Below are 11,976 nucleotides of genomic sequence, written 5' to 3'. Positions count from 1 at the left end.
GGCAAAACTCAGGCACCGGACTGCCGACAATCCCTCCCGCATCCGCAGCAAACCGTTCATCCAGGCACATCGCCAACCGCCACGGCATCCCGACCGAACATCTATCCTTGATAAGGGTCAACCCTAGGGAGAACACCGGATCGGAGGGATGATCATCGTGCATATCGCTGACATAACCATGTTCTACGCCCCTGCCAGCGGTGGCGTGCGCACTTATCTGGACGCCAAGCATCGTCGCCTGGGACGCCAACCAGGAATCCGCCATAGTTTGCTGATCCCCGGGGCCCACTTCAGCGAACGCGACGGCATCTATAAAGTCCCCGCTCCCGCCCTGCCCTTTGGCAAGGGCTACCGTTTTCCCCTGCGCCTGGGGCCCTGGCGCAATATTCTCCATGACCTGCAACCGGACCTGATCGAAGTCGGCGACCCTTACCTCACCGCCTGGGCGGCCCTGGATGCTCGGCGCCAGCTGGACGTACCTGTGATCGGCTTTTATCACTCGGACCTGCCGCTGCTGGTCAGCAACCGCATGGGCCCCTGGTTCACCCCGAATGTCGAGGCCTACGTGCGCAAGCTGTACGGCAACTTCGACCGGGTTCTGGCCCCCAGCCAGGTCATGGCCGACAAACTGATCGGCCTGGGCGTGCGCAACGTCTATGTGCAGCCGCTGGGCGTCGACCTGCAGACCTTCCACCCGAGTCATCGCGACCCCGGCCTGCGTACCGAACTGGGGATTGCCGAAGACAGCCGCCTGCTGATCTTTGCCGGTCGCGGTTCCAAGGAAAAGAACCTGCCGGTGTTGCTCAGCTGCATACACCGCCTGGGCAAGCGCTACCACCTGCTGCTGGTGGGCTCGGCCATGCCGACCGCCGTGCCGGAGAACGTCACGGTGATCGACGAGTTCTGCCCGGCCCCTCAGGTCGCCCGCCTGATGGCCAGCGCCGATGCCCTGGTCCATGCCGGGGATCAGGAAACCTTTGGCCTGGTGATCCTCGAAGCGATGGCCAGCGGTATTCCCGTGGTGGCGGTGGCCGCCGGGGCCTTCCAGGAAATCGTCACCGCGGAAGGCGGCTTGCTCTGTGCGCCGAACAATCCGCTGGCGATGGCCCATGCCGTGCAGGAGCTGTTCGCCCAGGGCTGCGCCGAGCGGGGTCAACGGGCGCGCCGCCATGTCGAACGTTATTACGCCTGGGATACGGTGGTCGCCAGCCTGCTGGAGCACTATCGCGCCGTGCTCGGCACCCAGCAGCCGATGCTGGCCCATGGTTGAGTCCGCCGGGGTGCCCAGCGTGCTGCTGGTATTGCACGATGTCGCGCCACAAACCTGGATCGACTACCAACCCTTCGTCGAAACCGTCGACGCCATGGGCAACGTGCCGATGACCTGGCTGGTGATACCGGATTTTCACCGACACAACCCGCTCGATGCCCATCCCGGCTTTCGCCGGCTGCTCAGCGCGCGCCTGGAACGCGGCGACGAACTGGTGCTGCACGGTTACTTCCATTGCGACGAGGGTCCGCCACCACGCACCCCGTATGACTGGTTCATGCGTCGCGTGTACACCCATGAGGGTGAGTTCTACAGCCTCTCGGAAAACGCCGCCCTGGCACGCCTGCATGCCGGCCTGGAACTGTTCCAGCGTTACAACTGGCCCTTGCAGGGGTTCGTCGCCCCCGCCTGGCTCATGAGCCCGGGTACGCGCCAGGCCCTGCGCCAACTGCCCCTGCGCTACACCAGCGGCCCGCAGCATCTGTACCGGCTGCCGGACTTCTCGCCGATTGCCGCCCCCGGCCTGGTGTGGAGCGCCCGCAGCGCCTGGCGCCGCAAAGCCTCCCGGCTGGTCAGCCTGCAACGCGAACGACACTGGCAGCAGGCATCGGTGATTCGCCTCGGCCTGCACCCGGTGGACATGCGTCACCCCGACTCACGCCAGTACTGGCTGGACACCCTCGAACGCCTGCTGGAGCAAGGACGCCAGCCGCTGACCAAGGCCGACTGGCTCGATACCCAGCCGCCAAGGGCACGCGGTACCCCATGAGCCGGGCGATCTGGCTGGCCATGGCCTTGTTGGCGGCGCTCCTGGTGCCGCTGCTGCTGGGCGGCGGCGAACTGTGGGGGCGGGTCCAGCGTTTTTCCCTGCCGTTGCTGCTGGGCATGCTGAGCATGATTCTGCTGTGCTGGATCATCAATTCGCTGCGCCTGAGCCTGCTGCTGGGTCGACACCGCGGCCGGCTGGGACGCTGGAAGAGTCTCGCGGTGGTGATGTCCACCGAGTTCGCCATGTGCGCCACGCCCGGCGGCAGTGGCGGCCCCCTGACCTTGATGGCCCTGCTGGCGCGTAACGGCGTGAGCCCGGCTCGCGGCAGCGCGGTGTTTGCCATGGATCAATTGAGCGACCTGCTGTTCTTCCTCTGCGCGCTGCTGGGGATCCTGTTCTACGCGCTGTTCCAGAACCTCAGCCAGCACCTGGAATGGCTGCTGGCCCTCAGCAGCCTTTCGCTGTTCGGCGGGTTATGCATCTGCCTGGCGATAGCTCGCTACCACCGTCGCCTGATCCTGATCAGCGGCCATCTGCTTGCGCCCTTCAAGATTCGCCCCGCGACCCGTCGGCGCCGGGCGCGCAAATGGCTGCATTTCCTCAAGGCCTTCGGCGATAGCCTGAAACTGCCCTGGCAGACCCTGACGGGGGTCTTTGCCCTGACCTGCATGCATTGGGCGCTGCGCTACAGCGTGCTGTACCTGGCGTTGCGCGGGCTGGGGGTGGACCTGCAATGGGCCTGGACCTTTCTGATCCAGATGCTCGCCCTGAGCGCAGGGCAATTCAGCCTGCTGCCCGGCGGCGCGGGAGCGGCGGAGCTGACATCGGCGGCGCTGCTGGCGCCCATGGTGGGAAAATCGACAGCAGCCGCAGCCATCCTGATCTGGCGGGCCGTCACCTACTATTTCTATCTGCTGGCCGGCGGCCCGGTATTCCTGATGATGGTCGGGCGCCCCTTGCTGCGCACCCTGATGAAGCTCAAGCAGGCTTAGGCGGCTCTGTATCCGGGGCATCCTGCTGCAACTGCTGCCACAACTCGGCGGCGCCGGGAAACTCGGTGCCGTCCTCGGCGCTCATGTCGTCCGGGTCGTAACGGCTCAGGCAGCCCTCGCCGAGGGTGGCGGGTGCCTTGGATGTGGCTTTGTCCAGTGGATCACTCATCGGTCGATCCTCATGAAAAATCGCCGGACCTGGGGATTGGATGCCCGGGCCCGGCGGATTCGATCAGAGCGCTTTTAATCAGAACACTCTGAATCAGAACACGACAGTCTTGTTGCCGTGCACCAGCACGCGGTCTTCCAGGTGGTAGCGCAGGCCGCGGGCCAGGACCATCTTCTCGACGTCACGACCGAAACGCACCATGTCTTCAATGCTGTCGCTGTGGCTGACACGGACCACGTCCTGCTCGATGATCGGGCCGGCATCCAGCTCTTCGGTCACGTAGTGGCAGGTCGCGCCGATCAGCTTCACACCACGCAGGGAAGCCTGGTGGTAAGGCTTGGCGCCGACGAACGACGGCAGGAAGCTGTGGTGAATGTTGATCACCTTGTGCGCGTATTCGCTGCACAGTTCCGGCGGCAGGATCTGCATGTAGCGCGCCAGCACCACCACTTCGGCGTCGTGCTGCTTGACCAGGCGCGAGACCTCGGCGAACGCCGGCTCCTTGTCCTGAGGGTTGACCGGCACGTGGTAATAAGGAATCCCATGCCACTCGACCATGCTGCGCAAGTCGTCGTGGTTGGAAATCACACAGGAGATCTCGCAGTCGAGTTCGTCGCTGTGCCAGCGGTGCAACAGGTCCGCCAGGCAGTGGGACTCACGGCTGGCCATCAACACCACGCGCTTCTTCTGCGCGGTATCGGTGATGCGCCAGTCCATCGAGAACTCTTCGGCAATCGGCGCAAAGGCTTCACGAAAGGCTTCAAGGCCGAACGGCAAAGAGTCGGCACGTATTTCGTGACGCATGAAGAACCAGCCACTCAGGTCATCCGAGTGGTGACTGGCTTCGGTGATCCAGCCGTTGTGGGACGCCAGAAAGTTACTGACTTTGGCAACGATGCCAACGCGGTCCGGGCAGGAAATCACCAACCGAAAAGTGCGCATGAGGGGGAAACTCCAGAACTTCGCAAAGGCCGCCATTCTAGCGATTGCGCGACAAAACTGCAGTATTCGTGATGTCGGAATCCGATTCCTCTGAGCAGCCTGTAGGGCTCATGCCCGATGCGAGAGGGAAATCAGTCACACTTGGAAATAGTCCTATAACTTTGTGGGAAATAGTCGTGCGGACTCGTTCACAATATTTAACTCATCAATCAGGATCTTTGCTAAACACTCTAATCAAATTAAATAAAAGCTGGCTTTATTGTTTACTTGAGGAAACTGCCTGACTATTATTACGCCACTGTCACCTGCCACTCAGCACTCAACATAAGGCAATTCTCATGTCCCTGATCAACGAATACCGCGCCACAGAAGAAGCTATCAAAGAGCTGCAAGCCCGTTTGAAGAACCTGTCGCAAGACGACAAACTGCAAGCCGAGCTGGAATTCGAAGGCAAACTGCGCGCCCTGATGGGTGAATACTCCAAGTCCCTGCGCGACATCATCGCGCTGCTGGATCCGGACTCGAAAGTTAAGGCGCCACGTGTTGCCGCCAAAACTACCGGCACCAAGCGCGCACGCAAGGTCAAACAATACAAGAACCCGCACAACGGCGAAGTCATCGAAACCAAGGGCGGCAACCACAAAACCCTGAAAGAGTGGAAAGCCAAGTGGGGCGGCGACGTGGTCGAAGGCTGGGCAACCCTGCTGGGTTAAGCCGTACACCCGTCACAGAGGGATTTGCGACCTTATGAAAAAACGCCAGCTTGCTGGCGTTTTTTTATTTCCGGCAAATGCCCGAAATGTACTAAGCCGAACAATCAAAGCCCGAAACGCAGGGCCAGCGACCGGCTGTAATCCTGCCATTCATCCAGCACCTGACGCTGAATCGTTGTAGCACTCAGCCGTAGTTCGGCAGCCGCCTGATTGAAACTTTCCAGGGTATTGGGCGCTCCCCACTGCGGGTCGCACAGGCGCTGCTGACAGAATGACTTCCAGCGCTCTTGCTCCTCCCCGTTCAAGGTTTCAGGAAAGTTACGGGCGCGATAACGAAATAATAATTCAGGCAAACGTTCATCATCGAACGGCCATTGCTCTTGCCCTAAATGAAGCGGCTCGGCATTGCGCACTTGTTCGCATAAACGTCGGTCGCGATCGCCGATAAAACCGTCGTACAACTGCTGCTCGGGATCGACGCTGGGGGCAAAATCCTCGCTGGCATAAATTGCCGCAAGTTTATCCCGCCAAACTTCTTGTGCGTCACTTAGCCGCAGCGTCCGGGCCTTATATTCCGCCATGTCCAGTTGCAAACGCTGCTGGTCCTCGCCACGCAATACATTCAGCGGTGCGACGACCGGGCAGCGGTTGATATGGATCAGCTTCAACGGCACCGGCAACTCGCCTTCGGCCAGGTCTTCGCGGCGGGTATACAAACGCTGGCGCAGCGTCTCGGCGTCCAGGTCGAGCAATCCCTGTGGGTCCAGGTGCAGGTCACAGACAATCAGGGCGTTGCGGTTGCGCGGATGCCAGGCCAGCGGCAGGACCACGCCGACATAACTGCGCGCCGCGGAAAAGCGTCCGGAAATATGCACCAGCGGTTGCAACAGACGAACCTGGTCCATGACTTTCTGCTTGGTGCGCAACTGGAACAGCCATTCATACAACTTCGGCTGCTTGTCCCGAATCAACCTGGCCAGGGCAATAGTGGCGCGCACATCGGACAGCGCTTCGTGGGCATGCCCATGATCGATGCCATTGGCGGCGGTCAGGCGCTCCAGCTTCAGGGTCACCCGCCCCTCCTCGTCCCGCGGCCAGACAATTCCTTCCGGGCGCAAGGCATAGGCAGTGCGCACCACATCGATCAGGTCCCAGCGGCTGTTGCCGCCTTGCCACTCGCGGGCATAAGGGTCGAAGAAATTCCGGTACAGGCTGTAGCGGGTCATCTCGTCGTCGAAGCGCAGGGTGTTGTAGCCGGCGCCACAAGTGCCCGGTGCCGCCAGCTGGGCGTGCACCCGGGTCATGAAATCGGCTTCGCTCAGCCCCTGTTCGGCCAGCCGGCCCGGGGTAATGCCGGTGATCATGCAGGCCGCTGGATGGGGCAGGATGTCGTCGCTGGGCTGACAGTAAAGATTGACCGGCTCGCCGATCTCGTTGAGTTCGAAGTCGGTGCGAATCCCCGCCACCTGCAACGGCCGATCGCAGCGCGGGTTGATGCCGGTGGTTTCGTAGTCGTACCAGAAGATGGAAGTCACGGGCTGTTCCTGAGCAAAAGACCGGCAAAGTCTAGGCGCTTGGCACCGGCCGCGGCCAGCCTTGTGATGATTCAAGGGTAACGGCGCACGTCACGCGGCACAGTTAATGATGTCGTTCGCCCCTCCGACACTGCTAGCATCAGGCGGTCATCCATCGCCACCAGGCCAGCCTCAAGTTGCCTATGCTCGAGACGACAGCACTGCCAGGGAAAGCATTGCCCCCGCCACTGGACACCCGCTACCAGGTCGAAACGCCAGAAGGCATCGACCTGCCGCTGCGGCCGGCGGGGCTGATGTCGCGCGCCCTGGCCTTTGCCATCGACCTGGGCTTTCGTGGCCTGATCCTCGGCATGCTGTTTATTGTCCTGGGGTTTCTCGGCCAGCTCGGCATGGGACTGGGCTCGATCCTGCTGTTTCTGGTCAGTTGGTGGTACATGGTGCTGTTCGAGGTGTTGAATCAGGGCTGCTCGCCAGGCAAGCAGCTGATGGGCCTGCGGGTCGTGCAGGACGATGGCACACCTATCGGCTGGGGCCCTTCCCTGACCCGCAACCTGCTGCGTTTTGTCGACATGCTGCCGTTCGGTTATTGCCTCGGCGCCATCAGTTGCCTGCAGCACCCGACCTTCAAGCGCCTCGGCGACCTGGCCGCCGGCACCCTGGTGATCTACCGCGAGCAGCCGGTGGTTCGCCCGACCTTGCCGGCAGTGCCCGCCAGAACCGCCGCCTTCGCCCTGAGCCTGACTGAACAACGGGCCATCCTCAGCTTCGCCGAACGCCAGGAACAACTGTCCGCGGACCGGGTCCAGGAGCTGGCCGCGCTACTCGCCGAGCCCCTGCATGTAACGCCCGCGCAGGCCCGTGAGGAACTCAATGGCATCGCCCGCGGACTGCTGGGGCCGACATGAAACAGAGCCTGTTCGAAAACCGTCATCACGCCTTGTGGCAGCGCCTGCGCGAACAGCTCGAACAACTGGAACGCGGCCAGGCGACGCCCCAGACCCATGCCCGTTTTCCCGAGGATTACCGCCGCTTGTGTCAACACCTGTCCCTGGCCCAGGAACGCGGCTACAGCAGCTTCCTGGTCGACCCGTTGCAACAACTGGCGCTGCGCGGCCATCAGCAGCTCTATCGCCAACGCAGCCCGTTGGGCGCCCGGGTCCTGGGCTTTGTCCTGGCCGGTTTCCCGCAGTTGGTGCGCGAACAATGGCGCTTCGTCCTGGCCGCCAGCCTGGTGTTCTTTGGCAGCCTGCTGGGTATCGGCCTGCTGGTGTACCTGGTGCCCGAACTGATCTACAGCGTGGTCAGCCCGCAACAGGTGGCCGAAATGCAACGCCTCTACGATCCAGATGCCAGTCGCCTGGGCCGCCTCGCCAATCGGGCCGCTGGCGAAGACTGGATGATGTTCGGCTACTACATCATGAACAACATCGGCATCGCTTTTCAGACCTTTGCCAGCGGCCTGCTGTTTGGCCTGGGGAGCCTGTTCTTCCTGTTCTTCAACGGCCTGACCATCGGCGCGGTGGCCGGGCACCTGACCCAGATCGGCTATGGCGCCACCTTCTGGTCGTTTGTCGTCGGCCACAGTGCCTTCGAGCTCAGCGCCATCGCCCTGGCCGGCGCGGCGGGATTGAAAATGGGCTGGGCGCTGATCGCCCCCGGACGCCTGCCCCGCGGCGAAGCCTTGCTGCTGGCCGCGCGCACCAGCGTGCAGTTGATCTGCGGGGTCATCCTGTTCCTGCTGATCGCTGCCTTTATCGAAGCCTATTGGTCCTCCCTGACCTGGCCCGCGGCCTGGATCAAATACCTGGTCGGCGGCATCTGCTGGCTGCTGGTCCTGGCCTACCTGATATTCGCTGGACGCCGCCATGCGCCTGAGTGAAGCCAGCGTGGTGATTCGCCCGCGCACGACCTGGGAAGCCATGGACCTGGGAGTACTGCTGAGCCAGCGCCACCGACGCCTGCTGATGACCAGCTGGGCGCTGATCACCCTGCCGGTATTCGCCCTGCTCAGCCTGTTGCTCTGGGACTCGCCTACCCTCGCCCTGCTGCTGTTCTGGTGGCTCAAGCCGGCCTTCGAACGGCTGCCGCTGTACATCCTCGCCAAGGCCCTGTTCGGCGAAACCCCGACCTTGCGCCAGGCCCTGCGCCAATGGCCCAGGCTGCTCAAGCCGCAACTGCTGGCCAGCCTGACCTGGCGCCGCCTGAGCCTGAGCCGCAGTTTCATCATGCCCGTGGTGCAGCTCGAGGGCCTGAGTGGCGAGGCGCGCCAGCAACGGGTGCGGGTGCTGCAACAGCGCAATGCCGGGGCCGCGCACTGGCTGACCCTGATCGGCGTACACCTGGAAGGCATCTTGTGGATCGGCCTGCTGGCGTTGTTCTATCTATTGCTGCCACAACAGATCGAGCTGGACTGGGACTGGCAGACGCTGATTGCCGCCGCCGAGCAGGATTGGCTCTGGCTCGAACACCTGACCAACGCTTTTTACGCGCTGGTCCTGATTGTCTGGGAGCCGGTGTACGTCGCCTGCGGCTTCAGCCTCTACCTCAATCGCCGCACGCTGCTGGAGGCCTGGGATATCGAACTGGTGCTGCGCCGCCTGCGGCAGCGCTTGAGTGGTGCCGCCCTGCTGCTGGTCCTGGGCAGCCTGAGCCTGCTACCCCTGGCGCCAGAGGCCTGGGCCGCCGAGCCGGCCACTGGTCCTGACAGCCCGCGCCTGCTGGATCAGCCACTGACCAGCCAGGCCGCGAAAGACAGCATCAACCAGATCCTCGACCAGCCGCCCTTCAAGAACCCGCAGACCGTGACCCGTTACCGGTTCGACGAAGACAGCCCGAAAAGCGCTGAACAATCTGAGCTACCGGGCTGGCTCAAGGCCCTGACCGACCTGCTGGACAGCAGGGCCTTTGGCGCCGCGGCCAAGGCCCTGGAGATCCTGCTCTGGGCCCTGCTGCTGGGGGCGCTGGCCCTGCTGGTGTGGCGTCATCGTGAATGGTTGCGGGCCTTTGTCGGCCGCCGTCCGCTGCCGGGCAAGCTACCCGCGCGAGCCGCTCCGCACCAGCTGTTCGGCCTGGACCTCAGCCCCGACGCCTTGCCCGAGGATGTCGCCGCCGCTGCCGAGGCACTCTGGCCACAACAGCCACGCGAAGCCCTCGGGCTGTTGTACCGCGCGCTCCTGAGCCGGCTCCTGCATGACTTCCGCCTGCCGCTGAAACCGGCGGACACCGAGGGCCAGGTCCTCGAGCAGATCAAGGCTTTGCAGTTGCCCCAGCTGCAGGCGTTCAGCAACAGCCTGACCCAGCACTGGCAGAACCTGGCCTACGGTCATCGCCTGCCTCCCGCGCAATTGAAGCAGGAACTGTGCGATGGCTGGCGCACCCTGTTCGGCCCGGGAACGCCACGATGAACCGGCGCCTGCTGCCGCTGCTCGCGCTACTGGTCGCTGGCCTGCTCGGCGGCTTGCTGCTGTACCTCTACCTCAACGCCAGGCCCTACCAGGAAACCATCGATCACGGCCCCTCCCCGCAAGCCCGCGCCAACCCATACCTGGCGGCGGAAATGTTCCTGTGCCAGCGCGGCTTGCAGGTTCACCACGCCAACGGCCTGGAGGTGCTGCCGACCCTCAAGCCGCAGCAGAACAGCCTGTTGCTGCTGGGCGAGCGCTCGAACATGACGCCGCAGCAGGTCGAGCAACTGCTGGACTGGGCCAGGGCCGGCGGGCGCCTGCTGTTCGTCGCCGAAGCGCTGTGGAACAAAGAGGCCGGACGCAGCGGCGACCTGTTGCTCGATCGCCTGCACCTGCGCCAGTTTCTCAGCAAGGACCTCAAAGCCCCGCCGCCAGGCGCCGGCAAAGAGCCCTACCCGAAACTGACCAAGCTCTACCTGGAAGACGAAGACGCGCCGGCCTACATAGGTTTCGACACCGACTTCCACCTGGAAGACCCGGACAACCTCGCCCAGTCCTGGGCCAACAGCGCCCGGGCCACCCACATGATGCAACTGAGCTACGGCCAGGGTTCGGTGACCGTGCTCACCGACGCCGAGATCTGGAAGACGCCGTTGATTGCCAAGTACGACAACGCCTGGCTGCTCTGGTACCTGAGCGCCGACAGCGACGTCACCCTGCTGTTCGACACCGATCACGACAGCCTCTGGAGCCTGCTGCTGAAGTACTTCCCCCAGGCGCTGGTGGCCCTGGCGGCACTGCTCGGCCTGTGGCTGTGGCATGTCGGGGTTCGCCACGGACCGATGCAGGCTCCGATGCCCAGGGCCCGGCGCCAGTTGCGCGAGCACCTGCAAGCCAGCGCCCACTTCCTATTGCGCCACACCGGTCAGCAGGGGCTGCTGCATAGCCTGCAGCAGGACATTCTGCGCCGCGCCCAGCATCGTCATCCCGGTTTCGAACGACTCACCGCCACCGAACAAGGGCAGGTCCTGGCCCGCCTTACCCGGCAACCGGACAGCGTCATCAGCCAGGCCCTGGCTCCCCAGCCGGCACAACGCCTTTCCAGCGCCGACTTCAGCCGCCTGGTCACCCACCTGCAAACTCTCAGGAATGCCCTATGAGCGACCTTCCCGCCGAACCGCTTCCCGCCACCGAGCCCGGTCATGCGCAAGCGCATGCCGTCCAGCAACGCCAGCGCGCCAGCCAGCTGGCCCAGGCCCTGCGCCACGAACTGCAAAAGGCGGTGATCGGCCAGGACGCGGTGATCGACGACGTGCTCACCGCCCTGATCGCCGGTGGCCACGTGCTGCTCGAAGGCGTGCCCGGGCTGGGCAAGACCTTGCTGGTGCGCGCCCTGGCCCGCTGCTTTGGCGGCGAGTTCGCGCGCATCCAGTTCACCCCGGACCTGATGCCCAGCGACGTCACCGGCCATGCGGTCTACGACCTGCAGACCGAGCAGTTCAAGCTGCGCAAGGGCCCCTTGTTCACCAACTTGTTGCTGGCCGACGAGATCAACCGCGCGCCGGCCAAGACCCAGGCCGCCCTGCTCGAAGCCATGCAGGAGCGCCAGGTCACCCTCGAAGGCCGGGCGCTGCCCATCGCCCAGCCCTTCATGGTCCTGGCCACGCAGAACCCGATCGAACAGGAAGGCACCTACCCGCTGCCGGAAGCCGAACTCGACCGTTTCATGCTCAAGCTGCGCATGGATTACCCGGACAGCGACCAGGAATTGCACATGGTCCGCCAGGTCACCCGCTCACCCCGGGCCGACATGCTCGACGTGCAGCCGCTGCGCACCCTGCTGCAGGCCAAGGACGTGCTGGCCCTGCAGCGGATCGCCAGCGACCTGCCGCTGGACGAGCAGGTCCTCGACTATGCCGTGCGGCTGGCCCGGGCCACCCGCAGCTGGCCGGGGCTGACCCTCGGCGCCGGGCCGCGGGCGTCGATCGCCCTGGTCCGTGGGGCTCGGGCCAGGGCCTTGCTGCGCGGCGGCGAGTTCGTCATTCCGGACGACATCAAGGGTTGCGCCCTGGCGGTGCTGCGGCATCGCGTGCGGATCGCCCCGGAGCTGGATATCGAAGGCTTGTCGGTGGAGCAGGTGCTCAAGCAACTGCTCGATCAAGTGCCGGCACCACGACTGTGA

The 11,976-nt window shown here is 63.8% G+C and carries 12 protein-coding genes; 9 read left to right on the top strand and 3 right to left on the bottom strand.

The window, feature by feature from the left end:
- The first annotated feature begins 148 nt into the window (after window positions 1-148).
- From gpgS to gpgF, 3 genes are read left to right on the top strand one after another with little or no spacing between them, the layout of a single operon-like run.
- Entirely contained in the window at window positions 149-1,270 is a 1,122-nt protein-coding gene (gene gpgS / locus AC07PQ_RS19205) for an N-acetylglucosaminyl phosphatidylglycerol synthase (protein ID WP_493186099.1), read from the top strand.
- On the top strand, window positions 1,263-2,039 hold the full coding sequence (gene gpgD, locus AC07PQ_RS19200) for an N-acetylglucosaminyl phosphatidylglycerol deacetylase (protein ID WP_493186100.1): 777 nt from the start codon (window positions 1,263-1,265) through the stop codon (window positions 2,037-2,039). The genes gpgS and gpgD overlap by 8 nt, the downstream gene beginning before the upstream one ends.
- Window positions 2,036-3,031 (top strand): glucosaminyl phosphatidylglycerol flippase, encoded by a 996-nt coding sequence (gene gpgF / locus AC07PQ_RS19195; protein WP_493186101.1) that lies wholly within the window; start codon window positions 2,036-2,038, stop codon window positions 3,029-3,031. The genes gpgD and gpgF overlap by 4 nt, the downstream gene beginning before the upstream one ends.
- Here gpgF and AC07PQ_RS19190 read toward each other — a convergent pair.
- The gene (locus AC07PQ_RS19190; RefSeq protein WP_007931171.1) at window positions 3,018-3,200 is read right to left on the bottom strand and encodes a hypothetical protein; all 183 of its coding nucleotides are present in this window, start codon (window positions 3,198-3,200) and stop codon (window positions 3,018-3,020) included. The two genes, gpgF and AC07PQ_RS19190, sit on opposite strands and share 14 nt — an antisense overlap.
- Before the next feature lie 93 nt (window positions 3,201-3,293).
- A complete protein-coding gene (purU, locus tag AC07PQ_RS19185) occupies window positions 3,294-4,142 on the bottom strand; it encodes a formyltetrahydrofolate deformylase (RefSeq protein ID WP_007931173.1) in 849 nt (282 codons plus the stop codon).
- A 338-nt stretch (window positions 4,143-4,480) separates the two neighbouring features.
- Here purU and mvaT point away from each other — a divergent pair, with 338 nt between their 5' ends.
- On the top strand, window positions 4,481-4,855 hold the full coding sequence (gene mvaT, locus AC07PQ_RS19180; protein ID WP_007931174.1) for a histone-like nucleoid-structuring protein MvaT: 375 nt from the start codon (window positions 4,481-4,483) through the stop codon (window positions 4,853-4,855).
- Window positions 4,856-4,959: 104 nt separating this feature from the next.
- Here the strand turns inward: mvaT and sbcB are convergent, their stop codons facing one another.
- Window positions 4,960-6,390, bottom strand: coding sequence for an exodeoxyribonuclease I (gene sbcB, locus AC07PQ_RS19175; RefSeq protein ID WP_493186102.1), 1,431 nt, complete (start codon window positions 6,388-6,390; stop codon window positions 4,960-4,962).
- 182 nt (window positions 6,391-6,572) lie between these two features.
- On the opposite strand from sbcB, the gene AC07PQ_RS19170 reads away from it, so the two are divergent.
- Genes AC07PQ_RS19170 through AC07PQ_RS19150 form a run of 5 tightly spaced genes read left to right on the top strand, consistent with a single transcriptional unit; the run spans window position 6,573 to window position 11,976 of the window.
- Window positions 6,573-7,295, top strand: a complete 723-nt coding sequence (locus AC07PQ_RS19170) for an RDD family protein (protein ID WP_493186103.1) — start codon at window positions 6,573-6,575, stop codon at window positions 7,293-7,295.
- Window positions 7,292-8,269, top strand: coding sequence for a stage II sporulation protein M (locus AC07PQ_RS19165; protein WP_493186104.1), 978 nt, complete (start codon window positions 7,292-7,294; stop codon window positions 8,267-8,269). Before AC07PQ_RS19170 ends, AC07PQ_RS19165 begins: the two co-directional genes overlap by 4 nt.
- Window positions 8,256-9,794 carry a DUF4129 domain-containing protein gene (locus AC07PQ_RS19160; RefSeq protein ID WP_493186105.1) on the top strand — a complete coding sequence of 513 codons (1,539 nt, stop codon included), beginning with the start codon at window positions 8,256-8,258 and terminating at the stop codon, window positions 9,792-9,794. Before AC07PQ_RS19165 ends, AC07PQ_RS19160 begins: the two co-directional genes overlap by 14 nt.
- The gene (locus tag AC07PQ_RS19155; protein WP_493186106.1) at window positions 9,791-10,954 is read left to right on the top strand and encodes a DUF4350 domain-containing protein; all 1,164 of its coding nucleotides are present in this window, start codon (window positions 9,791-9,793) and stop codon (window positions 10,952-10,954) included. The genes AC07PQ_RS19160 and AC07PQ_RS19155 overlap by 4 nt, the downstream gene beginning before the upstream one ends.
- Complete coding sequence (locus AC07PQ_RS19150) at window positions 10,951-11,976, top strand: AAA family ATPase (protein ID WP_087090210.1); 1,026 nt, start codon at window positions 10,951-10,953, stop codon at window positions 11,974-11,976. The genes AC07PQ_RS19155 and AC07PQ_RS19150 overlap by 4 nt, the downstream gene beginning before the upstream one ends.

The sequence above is a fragment of the Pseudomonas sp. GW821-FHT09E12 genome, assembly GCF_059416085.1.
This window is presented reverse-complemented; position numbering and strand designations above follow the sequence as displayed.

What these genes read in the sequence shown, in the direction of transcription:
- AC07PQ_RS19160 (WP_493186105.1), top strand. Translation starts at nt 8,256, where the DNA reads ATGCGCCTGAGTGAAGCCAGCGTGGTGATTCGCCCGCGCACGACCTGG.
- gpgS (WP_493186099.1), top strand. Translation starts at nt 149, where the DNA reads ATGATCATCGTGCATATCGCTGACATAACCATGTTCTACGCCCCTGCC.
- gpgF (WP_493186101.1), top strand. Translation starts at nt 2,036, where the DNA reads ATGAGCCGGGCGATCTGGCTGGCCATGGCCTTGTTGGCGGCGCTCCTG.
- AC07PQ_RS19165 (WP_493186104.1), top strand. Translation starts at nt 7,292, where the DNA reads ATGAAACAGAGCCTGTTCGAAAACCGTCATCACGCCTTGTGGCAGCGC.
- AC07PQ_RS19155 (WP_493186106.1), top strand. Translation starts at nt 9,791, where the DNA reads ATGAACCGGCGCCTGCTGCCGCTGCTCGCGCTACTGGTCGCTGGCCTG.
- AC07PQ_RS19170 (WP_493186103.1), top strand. Translation starts at nt 6,573, where the DNA reads ATGCTCGAGACGACAGCACTGCCAGGGAAAGCATTGCCCCCGCCACTG.
- AC07PQ_RS19190 (WP_007931171.1), bottom strand. Translation starts at nt 3,200, where the DNA reads ATGAGTGATCCACTGGACAAAGCCACATCCAAGGCACCCGCCACCCTC.
- gpgD (WP_493186100.1), top strand. Translation starts at nt 1,263, where the DNA reads ATGGTTGAGTCCGCCGGGGTGCCCAGCGTGCTGCTGGTATTGCACGAT.
- mvaT (WP_007931174.1), top strand. Translation starts at nt 4,481, where the DNA reads ATGTCCCTGATCAACGAATACCGCGCCACAGAAGAAGCTATCAAAGAG.
- AC07PQ_RS19150 (WP_087090210.1), top strand. Translation starts at nt 10,951, where the DNA reads ATGAGCGACCTTCCCGCCGAACCGCTTCCCGCCACCGAGCCCGGTCAT.
- purU (WP_007931173.1), bottom strand. Translation starts at nt 4,142, where the DNA reads ATGCGCACTTTTCGGTTGGTGATTTCCTGCCCGGACCGCGTTGGCATC.